The sequence below is a fragment of the Vibrio tubiashii genome, from assembly GCF_028551255.1.
GTDB classification, from domain to species: Bacteria; Pseudomonadota; Gammaproteobacteria; order Enterobacterales; family Vibrionaceae; genus Vibrio; species Vibrio tubiashii_B.
On record NZ_CP117029.1, the window covers coordinates 1,756,365 to 1,774,635 of the forward strand.

11 protein-coding genes are annotated in these 18,271 nt (G+C 44.7%); 4 read left to right on the forward strand and 7 right to left on the reverse strand.

From position 1 onward, the window contains the following. Nucleotides 1-29 precede the first annotated feature (29 nt). Together LYZ37_RS08075 and LYZ37_RS08080 are read right to left on the reverse strand one after the other, a co-directional pair. Complete coding sequence (locus LYZ37_RS08075; protein ID WP_272785104.1) at nt 30-281, reverse strand: hypothetical protein; 252 nt, start codon at nt 279-281, stop codon at nt 30-32. A 244-nt stretch (nt 282-525) separates the two neighbouring features. Beyond that, the gene (locus LYZ37_RS08080) at nt 526-1,767 is read right to left on the reverse strand and encodes a CinA family nicotinamide mononucleotide deamidase-related protein (protein WP_272785105.1); all 1,242 of its coding nucleotides are present in this window, start codon (nt 1,765-1,767) and stop codon (nt 526-528) included. Between the two features lie 177 nt (nt 1,768-1,944). Here LYZ37_RS08080 and LYZ37_RS08085 point away from each other — a divergent pair, with 177 nt between their 5' ends. Together LYZ37_RS08085 and LYZ37_RS08090 are read left to right on the forward strand one after the other, a co-directional pair. Next, nucleotides 1,945-2,841 (forward strand): DUF3943 domain-containing protein, encoded by an 897-nt coding sequence (locus tag LYZ37_RS08085; protein ID WP_272785106.1) that lies wholly within the window; start codon nt 1,945-1,947, stop codon nt 2,839-2,841. Nucleotides 2,842-3,059: 218 nt separating this feature from the next. After that, the gene (locus LYZ37_RS08090) at nt 3,060-3,572 is read left to right on the forward strand and encodes a glycine cleavage system protein R (RefSeq protein ID WP_171324575.1); all 513 of its coding nucleotides are present in this window, start codon (nt 3,060-3,062) and stop codon (nt 3,570-3,572) included. A 49-nt stretch (nt 3,573-3,621) separates the two neighbouring features. Here the strand turns inward: LYZ37_RS08090 and nspC are convergent, their stop codons facing one another. The 4 genes from nspC to LYZ37_RS08110 form a co-directional block, all read right to left on the reverse strand. After that, nucleotides 3,622-4,761 carry a carboxynorspermidine decarboxylase gene (gene nspC / locus LYZ37_RS08095; protein WP_272785107.1) on the reverse strand — a complete coding sequence of 380 codons (1,140 nt, stop codon included), beginning with the start codon at nt 4,759-4,761 and terminating at the stop codon, nt 3,622-3,624. A 186-nt stretch (nt 4,762-4,947) separates the two neighbouring features. Further along, nucleotides 4,948-6,201 (reverse strand): carboxynorspermidine synthase, encoded by a 1,254-nt coding sequence (locus tag LYZ37_RS08100; RefSeq protein ID WP_004748715.1) that lies wholly within the window; start codon nt 6,199-6,201, stop codon nt 4,948-4,950. 15 nt (nt 6,202-6,216) lie between these two features. After that, entirely contained in the window at nt 6,217-9,117 is a 2,901-nt protein-coding gene (locus LYZ37_RS08105; RefSeq protein ID WP_272785108.1) for a pyridoxal phosphate-dependent class III aminotransferase, read from the reverse strand. Between the two features lie 507 nt (nt 9,118-9,624). After that, a complete protein-coding gene (locus LYZ37_RS08110; protein WP_272785109.1) occupies nt 9,625-14,574 on the reverse strand; it encodes a cadherin domain-containing protein in 4,950 nt (1,649 codons plus the stop codon). A gap of 288 nt (nt 14,575-14,862) precedes the next feature. Here LYZ37_RS08110 and LYZ37_RS08115 point away from each other — a divergent pair, with 288 nt between their 5' ends. Then, nucleotides 14,863-16,176: a TolC family outer membrane protein gene (locus tag LYZ37_RS08115; RefSeq protein WP_272785110.1), complete on the forward strand. Its 1,314-nt coding sequence runs from the start codon at nt 14,863-14,865 to the stop codon at nt 16,174-16,176. Nucleotides 16,177-16,210: 34 nt separating this feature from the next. Continuing rightward, nucleotides 16,211-16,792 (forward strand): OmpA family protein, encoded by a 582-nt coding sequence (locus LYZ37_RS08120; RefSeq protein WP_408068352.1) that lies wholly within the window; start codon nt 16,211-16,213, stop codon nt 16,790-16,792. 76 nt (nt 16,793-16,868) lie between these two features. On the opposite strand, the gene nhaA is transcribed toward LYZ37_RS08120, so the two are convergent. Beyond that, complete coding sequence (nhaA, locus tag LYZ37_RS08125; protein WP_272785111.1) at nt 16,869-18,053, reverse strand: Na+/H+ antiporter NhaA; 1,185 nt, start codon at nt 18,051-18,053, stop codon at nt 16,869-16,871. Between the last annotated feature and the right edge of the window lie 218 nt (nt 18,054-18,271).

Here is an 18,271-nt window from a genome sequence, read left to right on the forward strand (position 1 = left end):
GACAACGGCCAGCTTAATGCTGGCCGTTCTTATATCTGAACTCGCACTCCAGACAAAAACTCATCCGCAGTCAGCATAGAAACAGGCTTATCTGCGATCTCCCTTCCATCATCATCAAATAACGAAAGTCGATAGCCCAAACACTCACCACTTGGTTTGTCTTCTGGCGCTTTTAGCCACAAAGAGATAACGTCTTGATGCTTTCCATTAAGTGCTTCACCTAAAAAGACTTTTTGGCTCGCCACTTGATACCAAACAAGGATCTTGGACTGATTAAACATGCTAACCTCCCTGAGCAATTGAAATCCTGAATTGTCATTTTATAGGTTATTTGGCCGAATGCACGTATCAAATCTAAGACAAAATCCTCTTCTATTGAAAATCATCCAGTTAAGCGATATTCGAATTTGGCATATAAAAATAATATGAGTATGAATGAGTAATAAGAAATAGGATCATTCACTTATTACAGAACAGTAGACTGAACCAATTTGACAAAATTGGCTCACTGTCCTAGTTGAATAATTATGCTTCTATTGCGCTGCGTGGTACAAACATTTCTTTGTTTCTGCTTAAAGAACTGTACTGGACAAACATAGGTTTAGCGTTGAGGTAACGGCGTAGCATATCCGCCGCAACGGTTGTGATCACCAGAGTACGCTCTTCGCGGGTATAGTTGCGATTGAAAGTTAGCGTTTGTCCCCACTCCCCTTCTGGTGCTGCGAGTGCAACTGAGAATGTTTTATCAATGACCTTAGCTGTCACTATGGCAATATCCGTCGCGCATTTGTCTTTCGTTGCTCCAGCAAGGGCAAATGCGGCGGCAAGTTGGTCGTCATTTTCATCACCAACATTAACGCGTTCGCCTAACACCCAGCCATGACCACAGTATTCGGCTGCCACCTCTTTTGATTGCAGCCAGTGTGATAACGAACCATATGTCGATTGTTCCGCCGTCGCGATAGATTGTTTGCGCTCTTGGATTAGGTAGGCAACATGATCCTGCATAGATTCATCAACACTCACCACATTGCTTTCAATCAGATTGAAGATAATCTGCAGCAGTTTGACTCGGTTATCTAAATCATTCTTAGGGCCAAACAACTTCACTTCGATGTAAGGCAAGTACGAACGGTAACCCAGTGTGTAGCCATCAGGAAGTTTTACCTTGTCGAGCTTATCTGACAACGCCGACTCAGAAGTGCCAAAGGTATAGAGCTTACTGCATTCTTGCCCTATTACATCACTATGAGTGGCTTTCATATCGGGCAGAATTTGTTGCTCGACCATCAGCTTAAACTCACTAGGTACACCCGGCGTGAAATAGAAATCACAGTCATTAAAGTGAACTTTGAAGCCACAAGCAGTTCCAATTGGGTTATCAAGTAGAACCGAACCTTTTGGCAACATGGCTTGTTTACGGTTACTTTCTGGCATAGCTAACCCGCGAGAGGTAAAAAACGTCTCTAGCCTTGCTAACCATTCTGGATACAGAACAAGCTCAGTCTCTGAAGCCACAGCCACAGCTTCAGCGCTCAAGTCGTCACTTGTTGGGCCTAGCCCACCGTTCACCACGACAACATCACTATTAAAACTAAGCATCAATAGCTCTGCGACAAGAGCTGACATCTCGTCACCAACTGTTGAACGTTTAGTTACGCTAAAGCCATGTTCAAAAAACCTTTGTGATAACCACGCAGCATTCGTATCAACGATGTCTCCGTGGAGGACTTCTTCCCCAGTGCTCAGCATTGCGATTTTCAACATTATTTTATCCTTAGTGGGAAAACGTCACATATTTTATGAGTTTAACTGATATTTATTATGGCATTAGGCCAAAAAACAACTAAGTTTCTTATTTAGGACAATTTCAGATTCCCAATACGCCAACTTTGTTGGATACTTGTGACCCTGATCATTAAAATAATAACGATGGAGTACTCAGTGTTGAAAAAAAGCATCACCGCTTTAGTTTTGTCAGCTTCTGCCCAGGCCAGTGCCAATGTATATGATTCTAATCAACATATTGAGTTTTCATACACTGTAGATCAAGCTGAATCCGACACGTTTTTCTATCATTCTTATCAATATCAATCGTCAGACCCGTTTTCACTCAGTTTGACAGAAAATGACCTAAAACTCGAAGGTCCAGGGTTACCTAAATATCTCACTGTTTCCGACGGCAAAGATTGGGATTATTTGATGGGGCAAACCTACACGATTTTAGGACTGAGTGTCGCCACAGTCGGCTTGATGACGCTTCTTCCCGAGTCAATCACAAAATGGGATGAAGAAGATCGTGATATCAGTAATTTGGGTTCCAAGTGGAAAGACAATGTCACTTCGGGCCCGACATGGGATCGAGATGAGCACTTCCTAAACTATGTCATGCACCCATATTTTGGTGGTGTTTACTACACAGCAGCACGCCATGCCGGCTTTAACGAGTTTGAGTCTTTCTTATACTCTGCGACGATGTCGACCTTCTTCTGGGAATACGGTGTCGAAGCCTTTGCAGAAGTGCCTTCTTGGCAAGACATCTTTATCACCCCGTTCTTTGGTGCTGTCGTCGGTGAGATGATGTTTGAAGCAGAACAAAACATTGTCGCATCTGGTGGTGAAGTATTAGGCTCTGAAACGGTTGGCGATGTCTCTCTGTTCTTCCTAAACCCAGTCGGCCATATCCACGGTTGGGTGAGCGGAGCTTGGGGTGGTAGTGCAGAATTCCAATACAGCAGTAAACCTTGGTTCGGCAATCAAGATGCCGCTAAGTTCGCTATGGCTGCAGGTGCTAGCTATGACAACGTTTTCTACGGCGTCGAGATGAAAGTTAGCTTTTAAAAGCACACCACGTCTGACTGAAAAAGCGATGTTTTACATCGCTTTTTTTGTGCTCGCGGTTAAAGATCCGTAGCAGTGACAAGGATTTAGGTGTAAAACTTGACTCAGGTCAAACCCAAGCTTTACGCGCATTCTAAACTGAAGTTAGGTATTAAGATCGCTTTCCTTATTAACAAGTATTGAAAGCACATGCCTTTCTCAGCGTTTGGAGGCCCAATATGAACAGCACATTTATTGTTAATTTCGTTGGCAAAGCGACGCCTGCCACTATCAAACAACTTGCCGCTATCACCCATGAAAATGGAGGTAAATGGCTCATCAGCAAAGTCAATTTCATCGAAGATCAAGTTGCTGCGGTGATTAAGGTTGAGCTTCCTAGTACGAACGAGCACTTTGTCAAAGACGCCTTCACTTCCCATCCTGACTTACTGGTACAAATTACAGATTCGGATCAGTTGGCGCACGATGTTGATACTATTTACCAACTCAGACTCGATTCCAATGATCGCGCGGGCATCGTTAACGAAATCACCCATGTTCTAGATGGGCAAGGCATTAGTATCCTTGATATGGATTGCCAAAGAGTATTCATTGCAGGTGGAGGTGGTGTCAGTTCAAGTCTATTTACAGCCAGCCTGTCGATTCGACTACCCAAACAAATCAGTATCGGCGACGTGGCTAATGAACTTGAGTCTTTAAGTGAAGACACAAGAGTCATGGTAGAAAATTAAAATTGAGTCTAATAAAAAAGAGAGCGACGAATCGCTCTCTTTTTTTTGTCTAGTTCACAGACCATTGAGAAAGTGAACGTTTAAAGTCTGAATAATCAAATTCATTCAGCTTCTGAACCTCTCCCGAAATTCTCTCACAATAGACTGAAGGCATACGCAAACCATTGAACCAGTTAAGCTTAACCATGGTATAACCTGCACTATCCAAGATGTGGAGGCGTTGACCAATCTGTAGCGGCTTGTCAAAGTTAGCCACACAGAATTGGTCACCGGCAAGGCAAGAGCAAGAGCCAATCACATATTCATGCTCACCGCTATCTGACGCTTCAAGAATCGATGCTGGCTCATCATAGATTAACGTATCTAAGCGATGAGCCTCTGTTGCTGAATCTACAATCGCTGTCTTCTTAACGTTCTCAACTATATCAACCACTGTCACAACAAGATCCGTGGTTTTGGTAATGATGGCCTCGCCCGGCTCAAGGTACATCTGTACAGCGTGTTTTTCTGAAAACGCTTTTAGCGCCAAGCCTAATTTCTCAATATCGTAACCCGGCCACGTAAAGAACACGCCACCGCCCATGCTTACCCAATCAAGCTTATCTAGGTATTCACCAAACTGCTCAGAGATCGAGTCAAGCAAACCAATGAACGCATCAACATCTTTGTTTTCGCAGTTCATATGGAACATCACACCGTCAATGTCATCGAACACTTCTGGGTTGATGTGATCCGCTTGCACCCCTAATCGAGAGAACTGACGCGCTGGATTTGCCAGATCTTGACCAGCATAGCTAACACCCGGATTCAAACGTAAACCAACGGATGCTTTACCTTCAACAATATGGCGGTAGGCCGCAAGCTGAGACTGTGAGTTAAAGATCATCTTGTCACAAATATCAGCCACTTCACGTACGTCATCTTCACTGTAGCCCACACTGTATGCGTGCGTTTCACCGCCAAACGTTTCATGGCCAAGCTTGACTTCAAAAGGACCAGAGCTTGTGGTGCCATCTAAGTAAGGCTTAATAATGTCAAACACGCCCCACGTAGAGAAACATTTGAGTGCCAACACCAGTTTCACACCAGAGATTTCTTTCAGCTGTTTTGCTTTCTCTAGATTTTCAATCAACTTATCTTCGTTGATCATAAAGTAAGGGGTTTTGAGTTGTTCTTTATTCGATGTCATTTATATGTACTCAAGCTCTAGCTAAAGGTGAAAGAGTAAAACCAAATGGGTTGGCATTGGTAATTTTCAATTTTGTCCTGTCTGAACGAAGTGAGTTACAAAATTAAAATTACTAATGCCCACTTCCTATACCTAAAAAAGGGAACACTACTGTCCCCCTTTGATACCAAACTAAAAAATCAGTCGTTACTTTTTAAGTTCGTGAATGACTGGCAGACCTTGACCCGCTTCAAGCTCTTGAACATGCCAATCAAGACCAATGCTTGGCATTGTTTCTAGGAAGGGGTCTGGGTTTAGCTGTTCCATGTTGAACACACCCTTATCCGCCCACTCACCACGGAAGAACTGTAGCGCTGCCGTAATAGCTGGAACACCCGTAGTGTAAGAGATCGCTTGGTGTTCTACATCTTCGTAAGCCACTTCGTGGTCAGCATTGTTGTAGATAAATACGCTGCGCTCTTTGCCGTCCTTCTTGCCTTGTACCCAAGTACCGATACAAGTTAAGCCAGTGTAACCCGGAGCAAGTGACGTTGGATCTGGAAGCAGTGCCTTCAGTACGTGTAGAGGTTGAACAACTGTACCATCATGCAGTGTTAGCGGATCTGGGCTAAGCAGACCGATGTCACGCATACAGTTAAAGTAGTTTAGGTACTTATCGCCAAAGCCCATCCAAAACTCGATACGTTTCGCTGGGATAAACTCTTTCATTGAACGAACTTCATCGTGCGCCATTGAGTAAACTTTGTGCGTACCACAGTTAGGGAAGTCAAACTCAAGCATACGTGAGTGACAAGGGACTTGTTTCCACTCTTCGTTTTCCCAGTAGAAAGAGTCACCCTGAATTTCCAGCATGTTGGTTTCTGGGTCAAAGTTGGTTGCGAACTTCTTACCGTGATCGCCTGCGTTAACGTCCATTACGTCAATCGTATCGATCTCATCGAACAGATGCTTAACTGCGTAAGCAGCAAATACAGAAACTACGCCCGGATCGAAACCTGCGCCAAGAATACCGGTAATACCCGCTTCAGCAAATTTCTCGCGGTAACCCCACTGCCAATCGTAAGCTTGAGGAACCTGCTGACCTTCAGAACATAGGTCAACCGCCACTGAGGTATCTAGGTAGTTTACCTTCGCTTGGTAACACGCTTCCATAATCGCCATGTTTACCCACGGAGGACCCGCGTTGATAACTAGGTCAGGTTGCACTTCTTTGATTAGAGCAACTAACGCTTCCACATCATCCGCGTTGACGGCACGAGCTTCAAGTTTCTTCGAGCTGTCTTTAAGGTTGTTTTTCTTCTGGATAGATTCGATGATCTTTTCACATTTACCGATTGTGCGAGACGCAATAGTAATGTCACCTAGTACATCGTTGTTTTGCGCTGCTTTGTGCGCTACAACCCAACCGACACCACCTGCACCAATTTGTAAAATAGCCATAGTATTACGTTACCTTTATTTCGCTAGCTCAGAAGCTAAATTTTTGATTTTGTTTAATAAAGACTCAAAGTCAGAAATCTTCAAGCAAGGGTTTAGAATAGTAAATTTAAGCGCCGACTTCTCATTCACTACTGTTTCTCCAAGTACGGCAATGCCACGAGTCAGGGCCTGCAGTCTTAGAGTCTTATTCAATTCATCTAAATCGCTAGTGTGCGAGTCACACACTCTAAACAGCACAGTCGACAGTGAAGGCTGTGCGAGTAACTCAAACGCCGAATCACTTTCAATCAGATCTGCCACCTGTTGTGTCTGCTCAAGAAGATGGTCATACATTTTGCCCAACGTCTCTGGACCTACGCTTTGCATAGTCATAAAGACTTTTAGTGCATCAAAACGCTTGGTCGTTGCAATCGACTTATCGACTAAATTAGGCAGTTCATCATGTTCGCGATTGAGATAATCGGCATGATGAAGAAGGTACTTAAAGTTCGCTTTGTCTTTCAGCAGCACCGCGCCACAACTGATTGTTTGATAGAACAACTTATGGAAGTCAACGCTAACTGAATCTGCACGCTCAATACCCGCTAAACGCGACTTATGGCTGCTTAGAATCAAAGCGCCGCCGTAGGCACTGTCAACGTGGAACCACAATGCATTTTGCTCAGCGATATCAGCAATGGATGCTAAGTCATCAATCGCACCGTGATCGGTTGTGCCCGCCGTACCTACTACAGCAAAAGGTATTAGGCCCTGAGATTTCAAAGCCTCGATTTCAACCTTTAAGGCATCAACCTTGATGGTTCCATTTGAATTGGCATCGACACAGCAAACTGAGCTTTCACCTAAGCCGAGCAAAGACGCAGATTTTTGCACAGTAAAGTGAGATTTCTTCGAGCACAGGATACGCAACTTACTCGCGTACTCTGGTAGACCTAACTTTTGAATCGAATGTGAATCAAGCTTATCGGCAATCCAATCGCGTGCGAGTAGTAAGCCCATCAGGTTACTTTGGGTTCCACCACTGGTGAAGATACCGTCTGCTTGAATGCCTAACTCATACTTCTCGCACATCCAGTCAATCACTTTCTGTTCAACGTAAGTAGCTGCCGATGCTTGATCCCAAGAGTCCATTGATTGGTTTAGCGCAGCAATCATCGCCTCAGCGACAATCGAAGGCATCAATGGTGGTGTGTGAAGATGCGCAATACAGTCAGGGTGCTGTACAATAATTGAATTCTTAGCAACTAAGTCTGCCGTCTCACCAATCACGTCGATCAACGAAGCGTTTTTATTATCGAGATCAACAGCCTTGATTGCCTGCTCAAGCTGCTTAGGCTCTAAACCAGAATATGGCGCACCAATTTGCTCAAACACCGCTTTCATTTTCGCCGTAGTATGATTCATGGCTTTAGCGAATTCATCACTGCCAGACTTACCTGTTTGAACGAAATGTTGCTTCCACGCAGCATTGCCCTCTTGTGAATCAAGATGGCTACCACCCGCGACAATAATCGCTTCTTCAAGCACGCGCAGAGCAAAATCAATTTGCTCGAAAGAGATAATCAATGGTGGAAGAAAACGGATCACGGAGCCATCACGTCCACCTTTTTCAACCATCAGACCACGTTCTAACGCAGCGCGTTGGATTTTCAATGTGAGTTCACCGTCCGAGACAGGCTCACCAAACTTATTAAGCTCATTACCTGGCTTGCGAATTTCAACACCAAGCATCAACCCCTTGCCACGTACTTCCGCGATACAGTTTACTCGTGACTGAATCGCTTCGAGACCGTGACGTAGGTACTGGCCAGCAATATTGGCGTGCTCAACTAAGTTGTCGCGTTGGATAATTTCTAGCGCTTTGGCACCAGAGACCATCGCTAACTGGTTACCACGGAATGTGCCTGTATGCTCGCCCGGTTTCCATGTGTCGTGCTGCTTGTTAATCACCAGCAAAGACATTGGCATACCGCCACCAATCGCTTTCGACAGACATAGAATATCGGGAACAATGCCTGCTTCTTCGAATGCGAAGTTATAGCCTGATTTGCCGACACCACATTGAATCTCATCAAAAATCAGTAAGATCCCATGCTCATCACAGATACGACGAAGTTCTTTCAACCAGAAAGCCGGAGCTGGAACAACCCCACCTTCACCTTGCACAGGTTCAACAACGATAGCAGCTGGTTTCATGATACCCGCTTCGTCATCGTGCAATAGACGTTCAATATAGCGAATGCTTGCTTTGGCACCCTCGTCACCGCCTAAACCAAATGGGCAGCGCAAGTTATATGGGAACGGCATAAAGTGAACGTCAGACATTAGGCCAGTTCGACGTGCCTTAGTCCCTAGATTACCCATCATGCCCATGGTGCCGTTTGTCATACCGTGGTATGCGCCACGGAAAGCAAACATGGTGTTTCTACCTGTAGTTTGCTTTGCGAGCTTAATCGCGGCTTCAACGGCGTCTGCACCAGAAGGCCCACAAAACTGAATGACACAATCGTCGGCCAACTCTTGTGGCAAAAACTCTTTTACAGTTTTGATGAAGTGCGTTTTTGCTTGGGTCGCGATATCAAGCGTTTGGTACGGTAAGCCACTGTCTAGCTGAGCTTTTAGCGCTTGATTGATTTCTGGGTGGTTGTATCCCAGCGCCAGAGTACCTGCTCCAGCAAGACAGTCTAAAAATAACTGACCACGAGTGTCTTCAACAAGCGCACCGTAAGCCTGTTTGATGGCAATAGGCAAACGTCGTGGATAAGAGCGAACTTCAGATTCATGTTGCTCTTGGTCTAGTAGGATCTGATCTGGAGTTAGATCGTAGGTTCCTTCCAAAACTGGAATCTGAGTTGAAAATGGAGTTGCGATAGCAGTGTTCATCACTGTGTTATCGACTTCAAAGGCTGTGCTCATGATTTAATCCCTTGAAATGTAATTCTTTCCCCTCGTAAGAACAAATTCTAAACTGAGGGTATAGCAAGCCGTAGCGCGAATTATTTAAAAAGCGCATACGAGAAAACGATCCATCATGGATGGATTACATATCGAGAAATTAGATCAAGGTTCAGTAATGCAACTGTCCTGTAAAACAGGGCATTGAGGAAGAACTAAGCTGATTAATGTAGTTTTATTATGTGAGTTCAATGTTGGGTTTCCCATTCACATGCCGCTTAACGACATTAGTATCCCGTCTATCGACAAAAGGACTTGCCGATACCTACCCTACGTGATGTTCACTCAGCCCGAATGTCATCACGCGTATCCCCCAGAATGTCCTTATTGAGACTCCTCTCCGAGATTGCGGCGAAAATTATCATAAATTGAAATCATCTGGCAATAAGTTTTCACGATCCGATTAAAATAATGACCTAATTATCAAAAAAAGACCAACCGATTGGTTGGTCTTATAAGCCAAAATGATTACGCTGCATCTGTTTTGAGCACTTGAGTTAACATTTCTAACTCACTGGTTATTGAGTTGTTTTCAACGAGTCCTGCATCTTCAAATGCGTTGGTCACTCCTTCAAGAATGATGGTTTGCTCTCTACCTTCATCAGTCACTGTCATTACGATGTCATCGCCATCGACTTCAGCACTAATAGAGTCAATTAAGTCACCGACTAAGACATTATCGTCTTCTTCTAAAATGCCTCTCAAGTCTATCAAGTCGCTGCCTAAATCAAAGTTGTCAACAACATCGGTACCATTATCCAAAGTAGAGTCTAACCAGACAAACACGTTGTCGTTTTCATCACCTAACATGACTTGATTACCTAAGTCAGCATCCAAATCATCCCCTTCAGCCGCAGACAACACCTCGTACTCTGGTGATTCTGATACATCAATGGTAACCGTTGATTCATTACTAATAGCTAGGTCTGAGTCGACCGCGACATAATCGAATGTTACGTCTTCGGTAATATCTTGGGTACCAGATAGGTATCTCAGCTCCCAGTTGCCTCCGGTTGAACTCAATTCCATCTGTACAATTGGATTATCAGGTGATGAGTAGCTGAAATCGTATAGAATTTGCTGATTACCGACATCACCTTCATCTTTCTGGTACTGTTCTACATGGGTTGTACCGTCTGCAAAGGTATAGGTCACCTCAACATAAACGTTACTGTTGGTATTAAAAGAACCTCCCATACCATCTAAGCCGAATGTCACCACATCAAGTGGGTTGTCGCTAAGATCAACAATCAAAGTTTCTTTCTTGTTCATCCCGTTACCATCGGTATCACCAATACCCCAACCAACATGTGGCTTATCTCCAGTGTATTGTTTTAATGGTTTGTCGTTGTTGTCAGTTATCGAAATTCCTATCGTATTGCCGTTATCCAATGTAATAAGTCGCTCGGTATCGCTTACCCATTCACCCCAATTGTAGAAACCATCATCATCTAACACTATGTCGTCTGGATCACCACTGTAACCAATCTCAAATGGGTCACCGGGGCCTGGTACATAAGTAAAGTTATCAGGGTCAAACAACTTAGCGGGATCAATTGCATCTCCCCAAACATGGAGGTCTGCTTCAGTCAGTACACGAGTCTCACCAAAATCATCGGTATAAAGCAAAGTACCGTACTGAGGAAGCGAGGTGATCATGACATTAAGTTCTACGCCATTAAAATCATCATCTTCATCAGAGATATGATCGAGGTCCTCATCATCAGAGTCGAAGATAATAGGCACAAAGATCGCATCACCCGCATCAACGTCGAAGTCTTCGGAGACTGGAAGTTCATTGACATTGAGTTCACTCAATTCAACATCTATATCTGTTGATTTCTGAATCCCAAAACCATCAACTTCGGTGGCGGTTACAACAAGAGTATGTACATTGGCTAACGCTTCGAAATTGTTGGTAAACGCCAACACCCCTGCTGCCGTTAAGCTGATGTTTCCGTTGGTTGGATGAATCTCGAATAGCGGTTCGTCGCTGTCATTGAAGATATTCGTTTTGATGCTGTAAGTGACCTCCTCACCATCAGCATCCGTCGCAGACACAGTACCAATCACATAGTCTTCTGTATTGTTCTCAAAGTAGGAGAACGCATACTGGTCGCCGTCGTTTGGATCAAATACTGGTGCATTGTCATCTAGGTTGATTTCATCCAGATTAACCGTCACATCGGTGGTTTTGACTGGGCCCAAGCCTTCATCTTCGGTCGCCGTAACCACAATACTGTGTTCATTTTCGGCTAGCTCGTAGTCGTTAGTGAATGCGGCGACGCCTGCTGCAGTTAAGCTGATTTCACCCGAGGCTGAATCGACCTCGAATAATGGCTCTTCAGCATCATTAAACACATTAGTTTTAATGCTGTAAGTGACATTTTCGCCATCGGCGTCGGAGGCGCTGACTGTACCAATCACATAGTCATCGGTTGAGTTTTCGTTATATTCAAAGTTATACTCACCACCTTCATCGGTGCCTTCAAATATTGGGGCGTTATCATCCAGATTGACCGTCACATCAGTGGTTTTAACCGGACCGAAGCCTTCATCTTCGGTGGCCGTAACCACAATACTGTGTTCATTTTCGGCTAGCTCGTAGTCGTTAGTGAACGCGGCAACGCCGGCCGCAGTCAAGCTGATTTCACCAGTAACTGAATCGATTTCGAATAGTGGCTCTTCAGCATCATTAAACACGTTAGTTTTAATGCTGTAAGTAACATTCTCACCATCCGCATCCGTCGCACTGACTGTACCAATGACATAGTCATCGGTTGAGTTTTCATCGTATTCGAAGTTGTATTCACCGCCTTCATCGGTACCTTCAAATACCGGAGCGTTATCATCTAGGTTAACCTCATCCAGATTAACCGTCACATCAGTGGTTTTAACCGGACCCAAGCCCTCGTCTTCTGTCGCCGTAACCACTATGCTGTGTTCGTTTTCTGCCAGCTCATAGTCGTTGGTGAACGCAGCAACGCCTGCTGCGGTTAAGCTGATCTCACCAGTGACTGAATCGATTTCGAATAGCGGCTCTTCAGCATCATTAAACACGTTAGTTTTAATGCTATAAGTGACATTTTCACCATCCGCATCAGAGGCGCTGACGGTGCCAATCACATAGTCATCGGTTGAGTTTTCATCATATTCAAAGTTGTATTCACCGCCTTCATCGGTGCCTTCGAATATAGGGGCGTTATCATCCAGATTGACTTCATCCAGATTAACCGTCACATCGGTAGTTTTAACCGGACCTAAGCCTTCATCTTCGGTCGCCGTAACCACAATGCTGTGTTCGTTTTCCGCTAACTCGTAGTCGTTAGTAAACGCTGTAACGCCAGCTGCAGTTAAGCTGATCTCACCAGTGACTGAATCAATTTCGAAAAGTGGCTCTTCAGCATCATTAAACACATTGGTTTTAATGCTGTAAGTGACATTTTCACCGTCTGCATCACTCGCGCTGACTGTACCAATGACATAGTCATCAGTTGAGTTTTCATCGTATTCGAAGTTGTATTGACCGCCTTCATCGGTACCTTCGAAAACAGGTGCGTTATCATCAAGGTTAACCTCATCCAGATTAACCGTGACATCGGTCGTTTTGACTGGACCCAAGCCTTCATCTTCGGTCGCCGTAACCACAATTCTGTGCTCATTTTCTGCTAGTTCGTAGTCGTTGGTGAACGCGGCAACGCCAGCCGCTGTTAAGCTGATTTCACCGGTGACTGAATCGATTTCGAATAACGGCTCTTCAGCCTCATTAAACACATTGGTTTTAATGCTGTAAGTGACGTTTTCGCCATCCGCATCACTCGCGCTGACTGTTCCTATTACATAGTCATCAGTGGAGTTTTCATCGTATTCGAAGTTGTATTCACCGCCTTCATCGGTGCCTTCAAATACCGGAGCGTTATCATCAAGGTTAACCTCATCCAGATTAACCGTGACATCCGTAGTTTTAACTGGCCCTAGACCGTCATCCTCCGTCGCCGTAACCACAATACTGTGTTCATTTTCGGCTAGCTCATAGTCGTTAGTGAACGCTGCAACGCCAGCTGCGGTTAAACTGATTTCACCGGTGACTGAATCAATCTCAAACAACGGCTCTTCAGCCTCATTAAAGACATTAGTTTTAATACTGTAGGTAACGTTCTCGCCATCGGCGTCGGAGGCGCTGACTGTACCAATCACATAGTCATCGGTTGAGTTTTCATCGTATTCGAAGTTATACGCTCCTCCCTCGTCAGTGTCTTCGAAAACTGGTGCATTATCATCTTCATTGAGCTCGGTAAATATCACATCGACATCGACAGATTGTGGTTCACCAATTCCGTCCCCTTCAGTAACAGTGACGACGATATTGTGGACGTTTTCAAGAATTTCAAAATCATTCACAAAAGACTCAGCACCTGCCGCTGTCAGGGTAATAACCCCGCTATCTGGGTCAATGGCAAATAGGTCTTCTCCACCTTCGTTTTGAATATTTGTCGAAATGCTGAAAATAAGAACATCGTTATCTGGGTCAGTCGCTGCTACTTGTCCAATGGCAACTCCCGCCGCGGTGTTTTCCGGTATATCAAAACTGTAAACACCATCTTCAAACGCAAAGGTAGAAAGCTGCTCTTCGCCTTCACTGCCACCTGGAACAAAATCATCTGTCGCGACAAATTGAGGAAGATCATTGGTACCGTTAATCGTCACTGTAACACTGCCAACTGTGCCGTCAGTAGATTCAATAGGGAATACGTCAACGAGCGAATCACCGATATTAAGCTCATCAAAAGCACTGTTCGCTACATAGGTCCAATTACCATCGGCATCAATAGAAAAGACACCATTGTCACCTGCGACATCACCTTGAGGAATAAATGTCGGGACATCTGTTTCTGTTGCGACAACCGTACCAGTAATGACCCAAGGAACATCCGTTTCAAATACGCTAACGGCATCATCTCCAACAAACACTGCCTGAGCCACTAGATCGAGTAGAGAGAGGCTCTGCGTTTCAGAAAGGCCTTGAGACTCAAGGCCTGATGTATCAAATTGAGTTTCCGCTAGTGTTTCAGCTCCGGTTCGCTCGATGTCTCCGGTCCCTGTAGGGCTTGAACCATTTTGTCCACCGGCGGCGGTTGCAAAGTCTTCATTTTGAGTCGGGTCGACACCTTCTTCAATCTGCTCGATGATCGAAGCTATTTCATTGTCCAAGTTAAGATCGAAGTTCTCTCCTCCATCGCCTATAAGCTGAGCTTCTATCTGCGGCTCGGTTGCGGCGGTGGCCCCTTGTCCCAAAACGACAATGACTTCTCCAGGTCCTGGCACCTCTCCTGGCACTAATTCTCTAATCTCACCGTTGATGTCAATTACTACTGTTGTACTAGCCAACATAAACGGTGCTAGACTTTTCGCATTCATAACCCAATTCCCATCTGTGCGATATAAGTCCCCCCACCCCATGAAAGGTGTTAAAACTTTCGCGTACTCCCACATCCTATAAAGCTAGAACTCGACCTATTGACATTCAACTCAATAGCAAGAAAGTCCATACGAAAGTTTATAAGTCACTAATAATTCAACTCATCAATTTCGCATAAAGATTCTCACTTTTGGAATACGTCTACTAAGCTTTTGGTACTTACTTTTGGGGCATTCCCTAAACATAAAAATTGGATTATCGACTTAGCAGATATTAAGGAGGCTCCCTTGAACCTGAAAAAGTCACTTATCGCTAGTTGTGTGGTTCTCGCCAGCTTCACTGCTTCCTCGCAAACATTGGAGCAGGCAGTCGCAATCACACTCGCTACCAACCCAGAACTAAAGAGCACCTTCAACGAGTTTAAAAGTGCAGTTAAACAGGCCGACGCTGCAGGCGGAGCTTATCTGCCAAGCTTGGATCTAGATGCGGGTATTGGGTATGAAGGTATAAATCCAGCAGAATCGACCGGGAGAAGTGATTCTGATCTAACAAGAAAAGAAGCAACCCTTAGCCTTACCCAACTCTTATGGGACGGTAATGCCACTCTTAACGATATGGACAGAACTGCGGCTGACGCCGAATCCGTTCGCTTTCAACTTTTATCGGACGCCTCAGATCTCGCGCTTCGTGTCACTCAAGTTTACCTTGATGCTGTCAAAGCAACTGAGATACTCGCGCTTTCAGAGAGCAATCTAGCCGTTCACAAAGAGATTTACCGAGACATTCAACGAAGAGCCCAATCAGGTATTGGCTCTACTGCTGATGTGTCACAAGTAGAAGCTCGTATAGCAAAAGCTCACGGTAATCTACTCGCTGCACAGAATAACTTGGTCGACACCCATACTCAGTTCACGCGTTTAGTAGGTCAACAGCCATTGGGATTAATCTACCCAAGAGCAGATGAAACTAAACTGCCTCTTTCTTTGCAAGACGCACTTGTTGAAGCATTCGAGAAACACCCTGTCATTAAAGTATCGATGGTCGACGTGGACTCGGCGCGTTTTCAATACAAACAGTCGAAAGGTAATTACTATCCGACATTTTCCATCGAAGCGAGTCAAACGTGGCGTGATGACGCTGGTGGCGACCGAGGCAGTAGTGACGAAACCTTAGCTATGCTTCGCATGCGCTACAACCTATACAACGGTGGCTCAGATAGCGATCTATCCGAAAGAGCGGCTTACCAGCTCAACCAAGCCAAAGATCTGCGTGATAATGCCTATCGTCAAGTTGAAGAAAGCCTTCGACTATCTTGGAGTGCGTTGGATTTAACATTGCAACAAAAGAACTTTTTGGCAGACCATGTAGACTCAGCGTCTGAAACCGTCATTGCGTACGAGAAACAGTACCGTATTGGTCAACGAACCTTACTTGATTTACTTAATACAGAGAATGAGCTATTCGAAGCAAGAAAGGATTATTTAGATGCACATTACGCTGAACAATACGCTAAGTACCGCGTGATGAACGCAACCGGCAATCTGCTTGACGCTTTGCTAGTAGACACACCTGAAGAGTGGACTCAGCGAGTGGAGTATTAATATGAAAGTTAAACAGTTTATCCCATTTACCCTTATGGCTTTCATTCCCATTAGCGCAGTGATTGCCGAAGACGAGTACGATTACATCAACACACCTGTGGCGAACCAAATATCGGATCTCACTGATGACGATCGAGATGGTGTTGTCAATGCGCGAGATATCTGTCCCGGCACACCATCTGGCGCACAAGTGGACAACGATGGCTGTGGTGCGGCTCTTTTTGAAGAGGAGGAACGCCAACTTCGAATCTTATTTGCCAATGACTCTTATGAAATAAATCCTATATTTTCGGATCAAATTCAGACTATGGCAGAGTTTTTGGAGCGTTATAAGTCTGCCTCAATTCAAATACAAGGTTATGCCAGTAAAGTCGGCACTGCCGAATACAACCTAGAGCTGTCAAAGAAAAGAGCACACGCAGTAGAAGATGAGCTTTTGTCTTACGAGATAGATCCTAAACGAGTAACCATCGTCGGTTATGGTGACACTCGCTTGGAGTCCGAAGGGGTCGATGAAACTTCCCATGCTCTAAACCGACGCGTCACAGCCACTGTCGTCGGTCTGAAAGAAGAGGTAGTCGAAGAATGGACAATCTTCTCAGTTATTGAGAAGTAGTAAGATACTGCACCATCCCACAAAAACAAAAGCGCCCAATTTAATTGGGCGCTTTCTGTTTTAACCTATTTGGTCTTTAGTGCTGAGATTTGACCTGTGCGTTACTCTCAACACTAACGCTCTTCTTTGGCAGCGAAATGTGCAGTAGGAAGTAACCTAACAGAGCAGCTGTCGTCGAGCCCATCAAGATACCCAATCGTGCGTAAGTATCAAACTCTGCGTTCATTGGGCCAAAAGCAAGCGATGAGATGAAGATCGACATCGTAAAGCCAATGCCACATAGCACCGAGACTGCAAAGATATGGCGGAAAGTAATACCTTCCGGCAGTTTAGCCACACCTGATTTAACAGCAATCCAACTAAATGTGTAGATACCTAACGGCTTACCAACCAATAGACCAAGAGCGATACCCAGTGGCAGCATTGAAGTCAAACCGTCCATCGATACGCCTTCTAACGAAATACCTGCGTTAGCGAATGCGAACAGTGGAAGAATACCAAACGCAACGTACGGGTGAAGTGCGTGCTCCATATGCTTAAGTGGTGAATGCTCGCCCTTTTTACCTTTAAGAGGAATTGCGAAACCAATGACCACACCAGCTAACGTTGCGTGAACACCGGACTTCAATACCGCAAACCACAAGATAGCACCAACAATTATATATGGCGTGAGTTTAGTCACCTTCTTAGCGTTGAGCATAAACAGCGCCGCGGTCATCGCAAACCCAACAGCCAGTGCAGTGGTAGACAAGTCACCTGTGTAGAACAGCGCGATAATCACAACAACACCTAGGTCATCAATAATCGCCAGAGCAAGCAAGAATACCTTCAAGCTCACTGGTACTCGTTTACCGAGCAGAGCCATAATACCTAATGCAAAGGCAATGTCAGTTGCCGCAGGAATTGCCCAACCTTGAACCGCTTGTGCATCTCCATAGTTGAACATCAGGTAAACCAAGGCTGGCGCAACCATACCGCCTACAGCAGCAATGGCAGGGAAGATAGCGGTTTCCTTTGATTTTAGAGCGCCTTCAAGTAGCTCACGTTTAACTTCTAGACCAATCAATAGGAAGAAGACTGCCATCAAACCATCGTTGATCCAGTGTGAAACTGACATACCTAACACGTAAGTGTGTAAAAAGCCTTGGTATGCATCGTTAAGAGAGGTGTTTGCGATTGTCATAGCGATTGCAGCAGCAATAACTAGTAGAATGCCTCCGGCAGACTCTAATTTGAAAAAATCGCGAATAATATCACTCATGATATTGTCCTTATATTTATTATGTTAATAAGCGATTAACAATGAATACAGTCGAGTTTATAGAGTTGGCTACATCAGGAAAAATCGATTGTTTAGATTATATCTTTCGGTTTTTCCGATACACACTTCTTAAAGTTCACCTTATTTCTTTGTTTCATTATAGGCAAAGTATCGGAAATTCCACATAAAATACAAAAAGCCACTTCTCATTGGGTAAG

What these genes read in the sequence shown, in the direction of transcription:
- LYZ37_RS08075 (WP_272785104.1), bottom strand. Translation starts at nt 281, where the DNA reads ATGTTTAATCAGTCCAAGATCCTTGTTTGGTATCAAGTGGCGAGCCAA.
- LYZ37_RS08080 (WP_272785105.1), bottom strand. Translation starts at nt 1,767, where the DNA reads ATGTTGAAAATCGCAATGCTGAGCACTGGGGAAGAAGTCCTCCACGGA.
- LYZ37_RS08090 (WP_171324575.1), top strand. Translation starts at nt 3,060, where the DNA reads ATGAACAGCACATTTATTGTTAATTTCGTTGGCAAAGCGACGCCTGCC.
- nspC (WP_272785107.1), bottom strand. Translation starts at nt 4,761, where the DNA reads ATGACATCGAATAAAGAACAACTCAAAACCCCTTACTTTATGATCAAC.
- LYZ37_RS08100 (WP_004748715.1), bottom strand. Translation starts at nt 6,201, where the DNA reads ATGGCTATTTTACAAATTGGTGCAGGTGGTGTCGGTTGGGTTGTAGCG.
- LYZ37_RS08105 (WP_272785108.1), bottom strand. Translation starts at nt 9,117, where the DNA reads ATGAGCACAGCCTTTGAAGTCGATAACACAGTGATGAACACTGCTATC.
- LYZ37_RS08110 (WP_272785109.1), bottom strand. Translation starts at nt 14,574, where the DNA reads ATGAATGCGAAAAGTCTAGCACCGTTTATGTTGGCTAGTACAACAGTA.
- LYZ37_RS08120 (WP_408068352.1), top strand. Translation starts at nt 16,211, where the DNA reads ATGGCTTTCATTCCCATTAGCGCAGTGATTGCCGAAGACGAGTACGAT.
- nhaA (WP_272785111.1), bottom strand. Translation starts at nt 18,053, where the DNA reads ATGAGTGATATTATTCGCGATTTTTTCAAATTAGAGTCTGCCGGAGGC.